The organism is Natronoglycomyces albus, from assembly GCF_016925535.1.
Lineage (GTDB): Bacteria > Actinomycetota > Actinomycetes > Mycobacteriales > Micromonosporaceae > Natronoglycomyces > Natronoglycomyces albus.
In genome coordinates, this window is record NZ_CP070496.1 from 2,403,611 (window position 1) to 2,419,707 (window position 16,097).

Annotated in this window: 15 protein-coding genes; 4 read left to right on the top strand and 11 right to left on the bottom strand. The window is 58.0% G+C overall.

What is annotated here, in order from left to right:
- Positions 1-136 precede the first annotated feature (136 nt).
- From JQS30_RS17845 to JQS30_RS10200, 3 genes are all read right to left on the bottom strand, one after another.
- Positions 137-565 (bottom strand): peptidase inhibitor family I36 protein, encoded by a 429-nt coding sequence (locus JQS30_RS17845; protein WP_213170180.1) that lies wholly within the window; start codon positions 563-565, stop codon positions 137-139.
- A 453-nt stretch (positions 566-1,018) separates the two neighbouring features.
- A complete protein-coding gene (locus JQS30_RS10195) occupies positions 1,019-1,723 on the bottom strand; it encodes an alpha-ketoglutarate-dependent dioxygenase AlkB (RefSeq protein ID WP_213170181.1) in 705 nt (234 codons plus the stop codon).
- 58 nt (positions 1,724-1,781) lie between these two features.
- Positions 1,782-2,663 carry a PhzF family phenazine biosynthesis protein gene (locus tag JQS30_RS10200; protein ID WP_213170182.1) on the bottom strand — a complete coding sequence of 294 codons (882 nt, stop codon included), beginning with the start codon at positions 2,661-2,663 and terminating at the stop codon, positions 1,782-1,784.
- A 199-nt stretch (positions 2,664-2,862) separates the two neighbouring features.
- On the opposite strand from JQS30_RS10200, the gene JQS30_RS10205 reads away from it, so the two are divergent.
- On the top strand, positions 2,863-4,158 hold the full coding sequence (locus JQS30_RS10205) for an amidohydrolase family protein (protein WP_213170183.1): 1,296 nt from the start codon (positions 2,863-2,865) through the stop codon (positions 4,156-4,158).
- 189 nt (positions 4,159-4,347) lie between these two features.
- Positions 4,348-5,547, top strand: a complete 1,200-nt coding sequence (locus JQS30_RS10210; protein WP_213170184.1) for a glycosyltransferase family 4 protein — start codon at positions 4,348-4,350, stop codon at positions 5,545-5,547.
- A 102-nt stretch (positions 5,548-5,649) separates the two neighbouring features.
- Here the strand turns inward: JQS30_RS10210 and JQS30_RS10215 are convergent, their stop codons facing one another.
- Both JQS30_RS10215 and JQS30_RS10220 read right to left on the bottom strand, forming a co-directional pair.
- Entirely contained in the window at positions 5,650-6,612 is a 963-nt protein-coding gene (locus JQS30_RS10215) for a glycoside hydrolase family 16 protein (protein ID WP_246497855.1), read from the bottom strand.
- Positions 6,613-6,980: 368 nt separating this feature from the next.
- A complete protein-coding gene (locus JQS30_RS10220) occupies positions 6,981-8,105 on the bottom strand; it encodes an FAD-dependent monooxygenase (protein ID WP_213170185.1) in 1,125 nt (374 codons plus the stop codon).
- Between the two features lie 153 nt (positions 8,106-8,258).
- Between JQS30_RS10220 and JQS30_RS10225 the strand changes: the two genes are divergently transcribed.
- Positions 8,259-9,206 carry a TetR/AcrR family transcriptional regulator gene (locus JQS30_RS10225; protein ID WP_213170186.1) on the top strand — a complete coding sequence of 316 codons (948 nt, stop codon included), beginning with the start codon at positions 8,259-8,261 and terminating at the stop codon, positions 9,204-9,206.
- A 37-nt stretch (positions 9,207-9,243) separates the two neighbouring features.
- On the opposite strand, the gene JQS30_RS10230 is transcribed toward JQS30_RS10225, so the two are convergent.
- The 3 genes from JQS30_RS10230 to JQS30_RS10240 all read right to left on the bottom strand — a co-directional run bounded on the left by JQS30_RS10230 (position 9,244) and on the right by JQS30_RS10240 (position 11,026).
- The gene (locus JQS30_RS10230) at positions 9,244-9,813 is read right to left on the bottom strand and encodes a CGNR zinc finger domain-containing protein (protein WP_213170187.1); all 570 of its coding nucleotides are present in this window, start codon (positions 9,811-9,813) and stop codon (positions 9,244-9,246) included.
- Positions 9,810-10,388, bottom strand: coding sequence for a hypothetical protein (locus JQS30_RS10235; protein WP_213170188.1), 579 nt, complete (start codon positions 10,386-10,388; stop codon positions 9,810-9,812). Before JQS30_RS10235 ends, JQS30_RS10230 begins: the two co-directional genes overlap by 4 nt.
- Before the next feature lie 335 nt (positions 10,389-10,723).
- On the bottom strand, positions 10,724-11,026 hold the full coding sequence (locus tag JQS30_RS10240; RefSeq protein WP_213170189.1) for a helix-turn-helix domain-containing protein: 303 nt from the start codon (positions 11,024-11,026) through the stop codon (positions 10,724-10,726).
- 68 nt (positions 11,027-11,094) lie between these two features.
- Between JQS30_RS10240 and map the strand changes: the two genes are divergently transcribed.
- Positions 11,095-11,865, top strand: coding sequence for a type I methionyl aminopeptidase (gene map, locus JQS30_RS10245; RefSeq protein ID WP_213170190.1), 771 nt, complete (start codon positions 11,095-11,097; stop codon positions 11,863-11,865).
- A 672-nt stretch (positions 11,866-12,537) separates the two neighbouring features.
- On the opposite strand, the gene JQS30_RS17850 is transcribed toward map, so the two are convergent.
- The 3 genes from JQS30_RS17850 to JQS30_RS17690 all read right to left on the bottom strand — a co-directional run bounded on the left by JQS30_RS17850 (position 12,538) and on the right by JQS30_RS17690 (position 16,044).
- Complete coding sequence (locus JQS30_RS17850; RefSeq protein ID WP_425498821.1) at positions 12,538-12,912, bottom strand: transposase family protein; 375 nt, start codon at positions 12,910-12,912, stop codon at positions 12,538-12,540.
- 1,180 nt (positions 12,913-14,092) lie between these two features.
- The gene (locus JQS30_RS10255; RefSeq protein ID WP_213170192.1) at positions 14,093-14,905 is read right to left on the bottom strand and encodes a hypothetical protein; all 813 of its coding nucleotides are present in this window, start codon (positions 14,903-14,905) and stop codon (positions 14,093-14,095) included.
- 761 nt (positions 14,906-15,666) lie between these two features.
- Complete coding sequence (locus JQS30_RS17690; protein ID WP_213170193.1) at positions 15,667-16,044, bottom strand: CPCC family cysteine-rich protein; 378 nt, start codon at positions 16,042-16,044, stop codon at positions 15,667-15,669.
- Positions 16,045-16,097 lie beyond the last annotated feature (53 nt).

Genomic DNA, 16,097 nt, shown 5'->3' on the forward strand with positions numbered 1-16,097 from the left:
TTTGTCGAGGTCATGAACAGTGGCCCTTGCTCTCAACAAGGGCCACCACATTCAGTTTTGAGATCGCGACACGCCCACTCTTTAATGGAATATCTCTAAAATTCCATTAGTGGGACTTTGAAGACGATCGCCACAGTTAACAGTTTCCACTGCCGCCTGACACCCAGCGGTTTGAGCTAAGCCGATCATGCAAGGGTGGATTTCCGTTTGAGAATGCACTCTCACCAAGGCCGCGCACGAGGTAGTAGTAGTGACCATTGTGGTTGTTGTACTCGTAAAGGCACACATTCATGCTGTTTCCGTTGTTGTGCCCCGATCGACCGCGGTTACTGATCCAGGCCACTTCTGACCGTAGATGACTCCAAGCGTGAAATGTGTACTCGAAGCTGGCACCACGGCCATACCACCAGTACTCGCTGTATACACAAACCCGGCCGGACTGACAAGTAGCGGTACCGTTGCCTTGAACTCTCGCTGCCCCGCCGTCGGACGCCGCGACTGTAAATTCGTTTGCAGCCGAGGCTTCGTCGGCATTCGCAGAGGTGGATATGAGAGAAGTGGCCATGATGGTCGCTGCCGAACTCGCGAGGAGAGCACTGACAATACGCTTGAGACTACGAGGCTTATGCAAAAGTGCAAATTCAAGGCCGCAGGAGGCGAAGTTTACGCAGGTAAACGAGCCGACGAGAACACTGAAAGTGCCTTTTTCATAAGCCTCTACGTGGGGTTATCGCCATACGGCGACCTCTTTCTTGAAATTGTAAGGGCTTGGGTCTGTTGCGCAACGCCAACGACCATAACGCGGGATCCTCCAATCAGTCAAGAACCTATGTCAGATATTTCCACATAGGAAAGTGCCACTAATGCGCGACTTTAGCCTGCCAACTTCGAATCGGACTTTAGCCGGTCCTCATATCATCAATTAGCCAGTCTCGCTGTCCACCCTTGCGGAGGCAAACATCACATTCTGGAGGCTTTTATAGCTGGTGAGCATAGGCCACATTCCAATGAGAATCGGTCATCCTGTAGCCTCACAACTCATCGACTCGGGTAAACCCCTATCCAAATTGCCCGCATTGGCAAAGCCGCTTACCCGCAGCGTTATGCTCACCCGCCCATCCAGCTCCAATTCCGCTGGAGCGCTGCCCGAATAGACCTTCGGCACCCCGTGATAGGCCATTCGCGATGGTCCCCCAAACACGAAGAGGTCACCGCTGCGCAACTTGATGTCCTTATAGGGACGACGGCGTGAGTGCGGGTTGCCAAACCGGAATACGCAGGTATCACCCAAGCTCATTGAGATGACAGGAGCATCAGAGGCTTCTTCCTTGTCCTGATGCATCCCCATACGAGCCGAACGGTCATAGAAATTGATCAAACCAATATCGTAGGTTTCGGTGGGAGCCGCAGATCCATATGCGGCTTCGAGTGCCTGCGTGGCTAGCTTATTAAGCCACGGGGGAAAAGGTTTGACTGGTGAGCCATCGCCGTCCACGACATGGCGCGCATAGCGGTATGGGTACCAGTGCCAGCCAAGGCCCACTTGTTTGGCGCTCATCGTGCCACCGCCAGGAGTACGAACCGTGCGCATTCCTGCGGGCGGGCGAGCCCAAGCACGGCACGTGGCCAGGAGCCCCACCTGCTGGCCCACATCAAGCCAGCCAGGGACTAGCACCGCACCGGGTGCCACCTCGGCCTTTTCGCGTGCGAACAGCTCCCCCATACTGCCGATTGTAGAGCGGGGGGACTCATCCGTCCCCGACTCGCTCCTCAGCCACCGATCAGGAGGGGATGTCGATGTGTCCTCGAATGGCGATGGTGGTGCGGCCACCGATCCACAGCTCACCGTCGGCAACATTCACATTGATGCGCCCTGACCTGTCCAAACGTGTGCCTTGACTAGCAGTGTAGGGAGCCGAGACCCGGCCGGAGTCGATCATCCACTGCGCCACCGAGGCATTCAGACTGCCGGTCACAGGGTCCTCGCGGATACCACCAGAGTTATCGGCAAAAAACGCCCGCACCTCATAGGCACATTCATGCCCATCGCCATGAAACCCAACCACCCCCACGTGAGGCCGATAGGGGCTGGCGAATTCAGGAAGGGCCACATCGGTCGGCTTCGGTTCGACCGACAAGACCTTGTCGGCGCTGCGGAGAAGGACGCCCACCCATCCGGGGCCGTTGTCAACCCAGGCCGCATCGACCACATCATCGTCCTCAACGCCGAGCATCGAAATCACGTATCTGAGAAACTCCGGCGACACCTCACCTGTGCGCACCAGCGCAGGCGCCGCGAACGCCAATTCCTCACCGTCGTAACGGACCGGCACCAATCCCGCAGCGCACTCTTGCACCACGACGTCGTCGTTTCGCGGCTGGCCACCGGCGGCCAGCCATGCCCTGGCGGACCCAAGCGTGGGATGACCAGCGAAAGGCAATTCGTTGGACAAGCTAAAGATTCGCACCCGATAGTCAGCCTCCGCAGTTGTCGGAGGCAAGAGGAAGGTGCATTCAGACAGGTTCGTCCACGCCGAAACCGTTGCCATTTGGGTTGTGGTCAGCCCCTCGCCATCCACGACCACCGCCACCGGGTTGCCAGCGAACGGCGCCGAGCCGAACACGTCGATTTGTTGAAAGGTTCTACTGATGTCACGTGTCATGTCGCGATCCTACTCCGGGCACTGGCCTACGCACTCTTTTCCGACCTCGCTTCTAGCGCAGAGTCCGGCTCCCACTTCTATGAATTCGGATTCACGTCGCCTTTGTTGACTCCCGTTACACTCGTACTCGCCCGCCCCACCGCCACATGCAGCCCTTGCAGTGGGCGTGAGTGGGAATACCCGCCTTGCAAAGGAATCCATGAGTATACGTATCCCACGTCGCACCCTTCTCGGAACCGGATTGGCCGTCGCCGCTGTAAGCGGCTGTCGCAACGGCAGCGGCGACGCGGAATCGAACACCGGAACTTTCGCACTGCGCAACGCCCGTATTTTCGACGGCGATTCCGATGTAGACGCCGACACTGTGATCGTAGAAGACGGCACCATCACGCACATGGGCACCAACCTCGCTGTACCAGAGGGCATCGACACCGTTGACGCCGGAGGACATACTCTCGTGCCGGGACTCATCGACTCCCACGTTCACGACGCCTCCACTATGGCCCCCGCCACTGTCAGATTCGGCAACACGACGCAGCTGGAAATGGGTAACTCCCAGACCAGTGGGATGCGACGACTGCGCCAAGTGCGCGAGGACCCGTCTCAATACGAGCAGGCCGACACGTTTTTCGCCTCCCATTTCGTCACCGTTCCCGGTGGCCATGGCACCCAGTTCGGCAGTGTTCCCGTCATCAAGGATGACACTGACATCGCCGACTTCATGTCTGACCAGTTCGACACCGAGCCCGACTTCATTAAGTTCATGATCGACAGCGGCAACGCCGAGGACCCCCGAGACACACTCACCCTCGACCAGGCCCGCGCTGTGGTGGAGCAAACTCACGCCGAAGGGTACCTAGCGGTAGCGCATGCCCATACGTGGAAGGACTACCGGGCCGCCGTCGAAGCTGGCGCGGACATCATGGCCCATGGCCCCATCGGCTCGGACGTCGACGAAGAACTGATCGCGATGATGGCCGACAATGGCACGGTCATCATCCCCACTCTGGCGGTGGTGTCCTCCGCCTGTGACGACCTCATTTTCGACCTGGTGGACAACGAGGACCTTGTCCCATTCCTCGACCAGAATCAGAAGGCCGCCATAGAACAGCTGGGCAACCCCAACTGTGGCGAACCTGGTATTGACGAACGTTTCCGCACCAACGTCCTTGCTGGGGTCGAGGCGGCCTACGCGGCTGGGATTCCCCTCCTGGTGGGTACCGACCTTGGTAACCACAATCTGGTGGCTGGGCTTAGCACCTTTCACGAGATGCAGCTGCTGTATCTGGCCGGTCTCAGTCCGACCGACATCCTCGTCGGGGCGACCTCGGCCACCGCCGACGCGTTTGGGCTGAAAGACCGGGGCCGAATTGGAAAAGGACTCAAGGCCGACATGCTGTTGCTCGACACCGATATCACCGAGCACGTTCCACGGCCCGAGGACATCGTTAGGGTCTGGAAGAACGGGTACAGCGTCACTCGTGAGGTTGATTAGGCCCGGTTCGTCGCGTCCACCCGGCCAAACACCGGCGCGGGGGCGTTCATCCCCTTCTCGTCAGCGCTGCGGCCGTTTTGTCCCCAGTCGTGGCGCGCTGTCGCTGGCCCGAAGGTGGGAATGTGCCATGGCCTCTTTAGCGAATTGACCGCGTGCGGAACGGTTTTTTGCGATGGTGAAGCCAGGGGGATGATGAAAGTCGGCTTTCTGGTTCACAATGCCTACGGCAACGGGGGCACGGTGCGAACCACTGTCAACACCGCCAACTTCCTGGCCGAACGTGGGCATGAGGTGGAGATCGCCTCGGTGCATCGTCACCGCGACGACGTGGCGTATCGATGGGACGAGAGGGTCAAGCTGTCACCTCTGACCGATTCGCGTCCGCTGTTTTCCAGTAAGTGGGGAACAATGTGGAGGCGTGGTAACCACCTGCGGCAGCGGCGGCTCGCGCAAGTGGAATCGGACATTTTTCCACGAGACGCCCCGGGGCACGACCTCTATAGTCGACTCAGCGACGAGCGTGTTCGGCAATGGCTGGCGACGACCGAGGCGTCGGTCATCATCAGTACCAAAGCCGGGCTGCACTCGTATCTGGCCGCTTATGGTCGGCCTGAGACCATCTTGATCGGCCAAGAGCATCGGTTTCTCAACTCCTATCGTGGTCGGCTGCGCAGCCAGTTGCTGAAGACAATGCGTGGACTCGATGCCATTGTCACGTTGACGCAGGAGGACTGCCAGGAGTATCGAAGGGAGCTGGCCGACTTTGCAGCTCCTATTCGGGCCATCCCCAATGCGGTCCCCGTCCCGGTACGACGTATGTCGAAGTTGAGCGAACCGGTCATCATGGCGGCGGGTCGACACACCCGTACGAAGGGTTTCGACTTGTTGGTGGACGCGTTTGGGATGCTCGCCGAGGACTTTCCCGAATGGTCGCTGGTCATCTATGGAAGCGGTAGCGAGTCATCAAAACTCGACGAACGCATTAGCCGCGAGGATCTGAGGGGCCGAGTGGTGCTGGCCGGGGAGGTCACGCCGCTGGATGATAGGTGGGCCCAGGCCTCCATCGCCGTGGTTCCCTCGCGTTTCGAAGGATTCGGGATGTCTCTCATTGAAGCTATGGCAAGCGGTGTACCTGTGGTGGCCACGGATGTTCCGATTGGGCCGCGGGTGCTCATCGAGCATCATCGAAACGGAATGCTCTGCGAGCCCACCGCATCGGGTATCGCCAAACAACTGGAACAGTTGATGGCGGACGCTCAGCTTCGCTATGACCTAAGCGAGGCTGAGCTGCGCACCGCCGAGGGATACCGTCCCCAGCAGATCGCCCCCATGTATGAGGATCTGTTCGGTGAACTGGTGCAGCGGCGTCGCCACAGTTTCAAGATGTGAACGTGGTAGCGCCACCGTCACGGAAGTACCTGGCCAGTACGAGACAAGGCTATTTCGCCCCGCACTGACCAGGCAATTGCCCCTGAAGGCAACTGAGATGGGCTAACTGCGAGTGAAGACTCGCACGTAGTCGACCAGCATCGAGTGTCCCGGTTGGGTCTGCGCCGTGGGTGTCTGCTTACCCGCTACTCCATCGGGAAATCCGCCGCCTATGGCGAGGTTGAGCAGGATGAAGTAGCCAGCGTGTTCGGTCATTTCCGCCCAGGTGTGGGCCGGTAGCTGACCTTCGCTGACGGTGTGGAAGTGGGTGTCGTTGATGTACCAGCGCAGTTGCGCTGGAGATACGCTGTCGTCCCATTCGAAGGCGTAGTTATGGAATCCTCCAATGCAGGGGCCGGTGATGCAGTCGGTCGAACCACTGAGGCCGTTGAACTCATTGCATGGTCCGCCCGGTGCGACACCACAGTGGAGTGCGCCTGAGATCCAATCGAGGCCATTGACGTTCTCCATGAAGTCGAACTCTCCGATGCCCGGCCAGTTCCAGTAGTTGCCACGGTATGGCGAACCCAGGGCCCAGAATGCGGGCCAGTATCCTTCGGCGGCCTCTCCGGTCACATTGGGCAGCTGAAGACGGCCTTCCACGCGGAGGGCACCGCCTTCGGGCGGGCGGAAGTCTCCGCGATGGGTCTCCAAGCGGGCCGACGTCCAGTCCCCGTTGCCGTCACGGTGCGCTGTGATGACGAGGTTGCCGTTGCCATCGAGGGAGACGTTGGCGGGGTCGTTGGTGTGGTAGGCGATTTCGCCTGTGCCCCATAGGTCGGGGCCACCAGGGTAGGAGTGCCCGATGTTGAAGTGCCAGTTCTTCGAGGAAGGCAACGAACCTGCCGGGCCGTTGAATTCATCGGCCCAAATCAGTTCCCACTCATGGTGGTGATCCTGAGCGTTGGCGTTGGCCGAGGCCATGGTGATGCCAGCGGCGGCGACCACTGTGGCCGCCGCAGCCGCCACGAATTTCACGGTGCGGCGTTTGGGCCGGGTCGTTGTGGTGTTTGTTTCGGAAGTCATGGGGGTTCCTTTTGCCAGGGGATGCCTCAGTCGCGAGGCGGAGGGAGGAGCGCGGCGACGTTGACGCGTGTGGAGGTGGGATCGAACCCTAAGAGCTACCAACTGATTAGTTTCCGTAGCGAGGATGGTGCGTATGACCGATTGGCAAGGCGAGGGTGCTTGCCATGCCTCAGCGGATATGGCAAGTGCCGACAAGGCGGCCAGGTGCCATAAACACCATCGCAGTGGAAGGAAAATCTGTTAGTGGCTCTAAGACTGTGCACGTCCTGGAACCTCAATTATGACGGTCTATTAACCAAAGTCAATATATTCGGACATATTACTTACAGAGTTGTAAGTGAAATTTTGCGCTTGGCGGGAACCGGGCGCTATACCCACAAGTCGGTCATATCGATCGCATTCTTGACTTTCTCCACGGCCGCAACGTTTTCGGCCTCCGCGTGTCGGTCGCGCGGGTCGGTCGCTAGCCTTTGATTGGCTTCGGCAAAAGGTCGCATTCGTATTTCGTATCGTTCGAAGGCCACTCGATGTTCCCCCTCGGCCCGATGCAGCTCCGAGGCGAGCACATATGCTCCCACCATCGCCACACTGGTCCCTTGCCCCGAAAGGGCGGACGCACAACAGGCCGCGTCCCCCACGAGAGCCACTGGCCCCTTTGACCACGAGGGCAGGTGGATTTGGGCCATGGAGTCGAAATAGAAATCGTCAGCCCGCCGCATCCGCTCAAGTAGTCGCGGAACTTCCCAGCCCAGGCCAGAGAACCGGGCCTGAAGCAGCCGCTGGTTGGCGGTGGTGTCGCGGTGATCGAAGTTGAATGGCTCGGTGATAAAGCCCAGATTCACCCGCAGCTGGGAGTTGTCACGAACAGTGAACACCGCTCCGCCCACATCCCCCTCGTTGAACCACGTCTGCCAATCCTCTAGGCCCAAGAAGTTGTCGCAACTAAAAATCGACAGATACGTGCCCAAATGAGAAATGTAGTCTCGTTCGGGTCCGAACACCAGGTCACGGGTGGAGGAATGAAGACCGTCAGCCCCGATCACTAGATCGAAGCGGCGTGGGGCACCGTGCTCGAACTCAACGTCGACTCCCGTCTCATCTGCGCTCAAAGCACGGATGGAATCACCGAACAGGTACTCGACACTGTCGGTGGCCGCGTGCATGAGCTGTACCAAGTCTTCTCGCAAGAGCTCAATGTCATCGGAGTCCACGCGCCCGGCAGAAAGCGTGACTTCCTCGGAACGCCATTGTTCATTGCCCTGGCCATCCAACATGGACATACCTCGCATTGTCGTGCGCACAGATCGGGCGGCTGACTCGAGACCCATCTTCCGCAGCACCTCCACAGCGACTCCGCGCACGTCGACTGCCTGCCCTCCAACCCGCAGCGCCGGTGCCTTCTCAACGATGACGGGGCTGAAGCCGAATCGACGCAGCCAGTAGGCCAGGGCCGTTCCCGCGACTCCGGCCCCCGAGATAAGTACAGTGGTCATTGCTACTCCCCTAGAGCGTAAAAGTGATGCCATAACTCTAGGAAAGTAGCGCGTGAACTGCATTTCTAGCTTCTTCTAGCCTAGAACAGTTAAGGCGATCAGAACTGAACACGCGGGCATCTGTTCTAGATCAGTTGATAGGGAGGCACCTACGTGGACCGCACTGAGGAAGCACCGTTTCGACAGATTGCCGCCGAACTACGCAGGCGGATTACCAACGGCACGCTCGGTACTGGCCAACGAGTGCCATCGACGAGGCAGGTCGCCAAAGAATTCGCGGTGGCCTTGGCCACCGCGGCCAAAGCCCTCGATGTGTTGCGTCAAGAAGGGCTGATCGTGACCCGTCCGCGTTCGGGCAGCGTGGTGGCCGCACCCCCACGATCGCCCCAGGCAGCGCACAACCCTGCCGCTAGTGAACTCAACCGAAACCTGATCGTCGGCCACGCCATCGATATCGCCGATACGGCCGGGCTACCAGCGGTGTCCATGCGCGCAGTCGCCGGACGCTGCGGCGTCTCCCCCATGTCGCTATACCGGCACTTCGACAGCAAAGAGGAACTAATCTTGTCGATGGCCGACACCGCCTACGGCACCATCGATGTCCCCAACCAGGTGGCGCAACCCTGGAGGAGCCGCATCGAAGAACTCGCCAGCGAGCTATGGCGCATACACGCGCGCCACCCTTGGCTGAGTCATATGCACCCCGTGACGCGCCCAACCCCCGTACCGAGCTTGTTGGCCATCGGCGACCACATGCTCGCGGCCTTGAACGAACTTGCTCTTCCACCTGCGGTCCGATTCGACGTCTATGTGTTGATACACGGCCACATCACCGGAGTGGCGGCCAATCGCGAAAAGGAGGACATCGCGATCTCACACACTGGCGTGTCACACGAGGAATGGGCCGACCTGCGCTATCAGCCGACTATGCGGTCCGACGATGCTCGCTTGCGCTACCCGGCCTTGGTTGGCATGTTCGGCCCTTCGGGCCAGCTGGAAGACGGTTACGACCTCGACTTGGACCGACTCTTCACCGTCGGGCTACGTCTGCTGCTGGATGGAATCGAAACCCTCAGCGCAAACTATGAGCAACCCAGCTGATCGCCTCATCAAATGAGGGCCAACACAGGGCAACCGATTATGAGTGGGTGCTGCGATAACGGGCCGCCTTGGCCTGATTTCCGCAGGTTTTCATGCTGCACCAGCGGCGACGCCGCCCACGCGAGGAATCCACAAAGAACCAACCACACCGACCGCACGATCGCAACGGCCGCGACCCCGGGCTCAGCACCAACCTGAGCGAACGCAACGCAAGGACCGAAAGCGCCCCCCGAACCATATGCGGCGCAATCGAACCATCAGCACCCACAGTCACCGCGTCGCGCACACCGCAATAGGCGACCCCAAGCAGGCCCGCCAGTGCCGAAGTCGGTACATCGCTCCCACTCTCCAGGGAGGAAAAGACCGCCCACATGTGCTGGCGCATCGTGCGCCCCTCATCCAGGACCGATTCAGGGTCATCGTCCAGTGCTGGACCATCCCCTGCTGGCAACAGCGCAGCCCAACGCAGCCACGAAAACAAGGACTCAGGGCTATCGAGCAGGTCCGCTCCCAGCTCAGGGGTGCGGCGATAGACCGTGTTCGCGAAATCCAGCGCAACATCACCGGCGATAAAATGGTCGTCGCTCCACACAGTGCCAGTGCTCATCGCAACGAGTACCGCATCACTGGACGGTCGCGGCGGGGTCGTGCGACCTCGTGAAACCCGACGGTGCGAAACGCGCTGGCGATGCCGGTCATCGCGTTGTCGGCCCCGGCTTGCCGGCCGCCGAGCGGGTCCACTGGGTAGGCTTCGAGCGTTCGAATTTCAGCGGTCCCTGTGAGGTAATCGCATACGGCCCGGATCAACTCTGGCAATAGCCCTTCGCGGCGGTGACCTTTCTTGATGAGTAGGCAGCTCAAGGAGGTGACCGGCTCGTCGTCGATCGGTTTCAGCAGCGGAGAGCGCTGCATGCGGGGATAGTCGGCGCGGTTGCCGAAGGCGCACCAGGCGATGGGCTCGGTTTCGAGGTAGCCAACGACTCCTGGACTGGGCGAACCGGTGGCGAGTTTCCTCATGTGCGCTTTGTTGCCATCGCCTTTGCCCTCCATCCATTCGTCGATGCTTAGCCGCCAATGCATACACCAGCAGCCGCGGGCTCCGCCGTTGGTTCCCATCACCGTTTCGAAGTCGTCCCACGTTTGCGAAGTCAAGGGACTGACGGTGAGTCGCGTGGTCGTCATACTCGCACCCCTTTCGGTGGCGCCGTTATTCGTGCCCGTTCTTGGTCGTGGTGGCTCATCCTGGCTGCGGGTTCTTGGGATCTTGATTCAGGATCGCCCGACAATAGTAACTGTAATACAGCCTTTTAACAGTTACTAGGATTTGGCTGCAGGAATTCGCCTAGGACCCTTGACGCACGCACAGCGCCTCGGTAGGCCTGCTTGGGGTCGCTTCCAGCACTAACGCGCAATCGGCATGGCTCTTGAGATCCGCAGAGCTCCGATCGGGTATGGGGCTTCACTCGCTGCCATTGCCTGGCACGGGCGAGGCGGGATGTAGCGAAAGAGGCAGCGGGCTACGAGGCTAGGCGTTCGCCGGGTCGCTGAGGCTGCCGCTGGGCATCAGCATCGCTCGTGGGCTGACTGATCTGCGCCCACACGACATCAAGTGAAAGGTCGTGGACGGCGGCGATGGCCGCGATGGTGGTAAACGCGGGGGTGGCCACTCGCCCCGACTCGATTTTCCGCAGTGTCTCGGGGGAGATGTTGGCGGCCAACGCGACCTCAAGCATGGATCGTTCACCGCGGGCGCGGCGCAGGATGGCGCCCAAGCGCTTGCCGCGCTCAATATCCGCGGATGTAAGGGGCAACCTGACCATGCCTAGGATATTAACACTGGGATAGTATTACCGGGATAGTTATTGGACCACCGGACGAGGAAATTAGCGTGATTGAGATAATGAGCCCTGCTGAGCTGCGCCGGGCCCGCAAGACCGGCAGGCTCATCGGGTCGATTCTGCAAACGCTGCGACAGCGGTGCGTCGTGGGCACGAACCTGCTGGAGATCGACCAATGGACGCACCACATGATCAGCCAGGCGGGTGCCCAGTCCTGCTATGTCGACTATGCGCCGCCATTCGGCCAGGGGCCGTTTGGTCACTACATTTGCACATCGGTAAACGACGCTGTCCTCCATGGGCGGCCGCGCGACTACCAACTCAAGGATGGGGACCTGCTCAGCCTAGATCTGGCCGTATCCTTGGACGGGGTGGTCGCCGACTCGGCCATCAGCTTTTTCGTCGGCGATTCCTCTACCTCGTCGGGGCAAGCGATGATCGATACGACCCAGCGTGCTCTTCAAGCTGGAATCGCGGCCGCAGTGCCAGGGGCACACATCGGAGACATCTCCCATGCCATCGGTACCGTTCTGACCGGGGCAGGCTACCGGGTCAACACCGACTTTGGAGGCCATGGGGTCGGGTCGACCATGCATCAAGACCCGCACATTCCCAACCTAGGACGCCCTGGGAAAGGCTATCGATTGCGCCCCGGGTTGCTGCTGGCCCTTGAGCCGTGGGTCATGGCTGACACCGATCGGCTCATCACCGACGCCGACGGGTGGACGCTGCGCAGTGCCACCGGATCGCTGACCGCCCATAGCGAGCACACGATCGCCATCACAGAAAATGGGGCCGACGTCCTCACGCTGCCTCAGTAGGCGGGGTCTCGTACTCGGCCAAAGTCGGTACAGTCGGATGAGACCCGATCACGGTTGCTCCGGTTACCAACTCGCGCCCGTCGACTCACAAAGCTAGTAAGTCAGCGGTGCTGGTCCCCCGCTGTTAGCCCCAGAGTGCAACTACACCTGGGACGCTGGCGTCGAAGCTCAGCTGGCGGAGCAGTTCACTCTCATCGTCGCCACCCCAGGGACTACGGTCAGAGTTCCAGGACCGGGGGACCTAGTTATGACGTGGGGTGCTGGGCTGCTGACTTGCAGGCCGTTGCGCGGCATGTGGGCTATGAGCGCTTTGTGTTCTTTGGCTACTCCTTCACCGGGGTTTTCGGGCCGTGGCTGACTCGTCAGTTGCGCACTGCCAAGGCCGTCGCAGCTGTGGCTTCCGGTGGTTTTCCCGTGCTCGGCGATTATCGAATCACGCTAGACGACGTCGAGACCCAGGCGCGAGAGCTAGAGCAGGATCATGCCGTCTTGGAGCAAGTGCAGCAACGGTTTGATCCTTTGGCGGCGCGGAAGTTCTATCGCGACATTGCCAATCTGGCTCCCGACGCCCTAGTCGACGATGCGCCGTGCCCAATTTACTGTTTCTGGGGAGACGAAGACACCGACGCGGTCCAGATGGCGCTCTCCAATGAGGAATACATGAAGCTTACTTCATCGTGTTTTTTGTTCGTGGCTGTTGAATACGCTGATGGCGTGGGTGATATTGGTGGCGTGGTGGGAGTTACAGCGGAGTTTGTGCAGGATGCGCCATTTCTTCAGTTGGGCGAAGATGCGTTCGCCTCGGTCGCGTAGCTGGCTGTGCAGGCGGTTGTAGTCGGTTGTGTATGGGGGTTTGTTACTTCCATTCCATGGCGCGGCGATGTTGTCAGTGTCCAAACCCTGGTATCCCTTGTCGGCTAGGGGGCATGTTAGCCCGGTGTCACTCATAGGGGATCTGCCAGATGCGGGCGGCTCGTGTGTCATGAACAGGGCCGGGCAAGGCTGCCGATATCCACAACAGATTTCCTTGAGGATCGGTAATGGCATGTATGTTCACATCGTGGAATCACCATCTCTTGAAATGCGAATCCATGTTCACAGGTGACTCAGACACGAGCTAGACGCTGAACATCTCTGCGCCCTCAACCTCTAATTTGCACTGACCAGCTTGCTACAGATATACGCCTAACCATGAAACAAAGGCGCACGCCCCCACCACCACCTACGCGCACTCAATTCGCCTCCCCCATGTTCTGCGGGCCAACGGAAGACCTCCAGCGTGGCTGCCAGGAACCTCTCATCAGCCCATCGCAAAATCCGCGTCTCTTGCGCGCCTATACCCCCGTGGCCATCAATGATGTCACGTACCCGCAATGTCGCATGGAACTCGTCTGGCCCCATGGCATCCTCGCTATCAACAGATCCGCTTTCCAGACACGAAACGCGGCTTTCCCAAGTAAGGACCAGATCTCGTTTTGGAGCCGAAATCACCGGCGACCTACCCCCGTCTTCCCCCACGACTGGAATACTGGGATCGACCACGTTTCGCAAGCACGCACGATGCATTGCCAGTTCCTGAAACCGCTGGTCCACTCGCACATCCACCTGCACCATATCGTGCGTAGATCTATCCACGTCACGACTCAAACAGACACAACAAAGCATATAACTAGATCTCATTTTATAAACTCCAATTCCTAGGCTGGATCACCACCAAGTGTCTCATTCCCAGCGCCCTCCAGGCCCGGTGTACCTATTGTACTCAGCATCAGTAATGGGAAAATTCGTGATAGGTTTATCCCCTTCTCTGATTACAACATGCCTCGTGCCATTCCCCTGATCGAGGATTTTTACCGATCTTCCCGTCTCAAAATCAATAAATAGTTCTCCTTCGTCCCAGACATGTTGCACGTCTATGCCACGTTGATTGGCTCTTTCAGCACTATGCACCTCTCTCGGGTCGACCTCCGAGCAGTTGTGGTTGAGGAATGCATAACTGCCTACCTGTACGTAGTAGGTGTGGAGCGATCCGACGGTGAGGCTGTGGGTGGTGGTTGTGGTCTCATGATGCTCTACCTGGGCCGCTTGTGTCCACGAACCGGATGAGGTCTTGATCCATGCCCCGGTTGCGAGGGCGCGCGCCGGTGCCCAATAACCATCCGTGGCCCCGCATCTACAGGGTCATCAACAACTCAGAAAGCGTGACTGGCCAGATTCGCCTCTTATCTTAGAATTCTTTTATGCGAAAGTGCACGTTCTCCCCAAGTAGTGGAAGGCCAGCGTGCGGTCCCTTATAGGCGAAATCGCTATTGAAAGCGTTGCGGAATGGGTCCGCGACTTCCCATTGGATCGCGTTCCGTGGGCCGTATCCAACTTCAACCCCGTCCAGGTTCAGAAGGCCTCCGTAGATGAAGTGGTAGAAATATTCTTCGTATTCCATGAGAATATTTTTGTCCTCAGTAAACGCCTTGAAACCGTGCGCTTTATTCCAGGCCTGGACTGCCGGCAACACCAAATCCCGCGCCGACACGATCCCGAACTCCGCTAGCATCAGCTCATACTCTGCCTGTGCCAAAGAATGCGCCAGAGAGAGACATCTTTTTCCTTTCTCGGTTATACCAAAATCAAACCCTTCGTCTCCGTCCCAGCCGATATTTTCGAAGTCGCCGTCGTCGAGAAAGGCGTGCACATACTCGACCTGCACGTCAGCAGGCTCCCGCATCCGAATATAACCATCACGCGTTTCAGCATCAGGATTACCATATCCAACGCAAAGATCGATACTAATCAACTCGCGTTCAATAGCATCACACACGGCTCGTATCCCACGCCGACAATAAGGCTCTCGCTTTTTTCCCGACTTATCGCCGTCTAGCGGTGCATAGAAAAGAAGGTAGGTAAACAGTCGATCCTCATCAGCTATTTCAAGAAGAATCGAGACAGTGATCTCGTGATCTATTCGCTCCTGACTATTTATCAATATGCACTCTCCAATTATCGATACTTCTACCTGTTCCTGGATTAACATCGATTGCTGCACCCTCAGATCTTGAACTGTATCGATATTGCACTCTGGTTCCATCCGGGAGATTCGTGTAAAACCCAACGTTGTTTTTCATACTAGAAATGCTATCACCATGATATGCGATTTCAAGAAACAAATCGTCGAGGTCCGACTGCGACGATACCACTCGGAAGTTTGGGTTGCTACTTTTCCCTCGCTGCAGAGTCCGCAGATTGTCAACGACTCCCTCGATGCCACTGATTCTGCAGTTGTGATTAAGGAGTTTTTTCTCTCAACTGACGACGTAGAACGTGTGGAGCGATCCGACGGTGAGGCTGTGAGTGGTGATTGTGGATTCATGATGCTATATCTGGGTGGCTTGGGCCCAGGACCCGGATGGGGCCCTGATCCATGCTCCAGCTGCGAGGTCGCGTGCCGCTAACCAAAGATGACTTCAGTCGAGTTGCCGACTGTTTACCGAGAGCCCATCGAAACCGACCCGGCAGCGGCGTGAGTAATATCCTTACTACACGCAGATTGCCTCAGACTAAATGAAGCCTGCTGATCCAATGTAGATTCAGTTCACTAGTTCATCGAAGTATCAACTAGATTCGAGTCGTTCTAGGACCTATTCTTTTGCAGTCTATAAACGCACTGACACGTACCCACAGACTTCCTGGCAGCCGCGATCCAAGCATATTCACAAAACACTTAGCCCAGCCAAAAATGCATATCGGCCTAAGAATAGCGACTTTATTGAACGCATTACTTGTTGTCCTAAAAGAGTTCAAAGGAGTTTACAAACGCCAAAAAGTACTTCTCCACCAATAAAGTGTTGACCGATCCTCTGGCCACGGGTCGAGTTGATCATATTCGGCTTCAAAGTTATCCTTCTCCACATCAACGGCTCTGAAACCCTCTTCCTTTTCTTCAATCTTTTCATAGGAACTCGTCAATGAGACGATCCGCGGATCCGAACCATATGCGCCAGAACTGCGATAATTTTTCCGCACTTCAACGAGTGAGGGCTTGTTCGCCCCGCCTCGCAGAGTCGGCCATCTAAGCTGTATAAGGTCATCTTCCCACCAGCAAACTGGGCAAATCATATAGCTACCCACATCGTCATGGACGACGTAGCCACAACACGGACAAGGGAACTTGATAGTAGAATTCATTTAAATTCTCATTCCATACGGACAATTAAAATGTGCAATCGGTTAACTTGGAA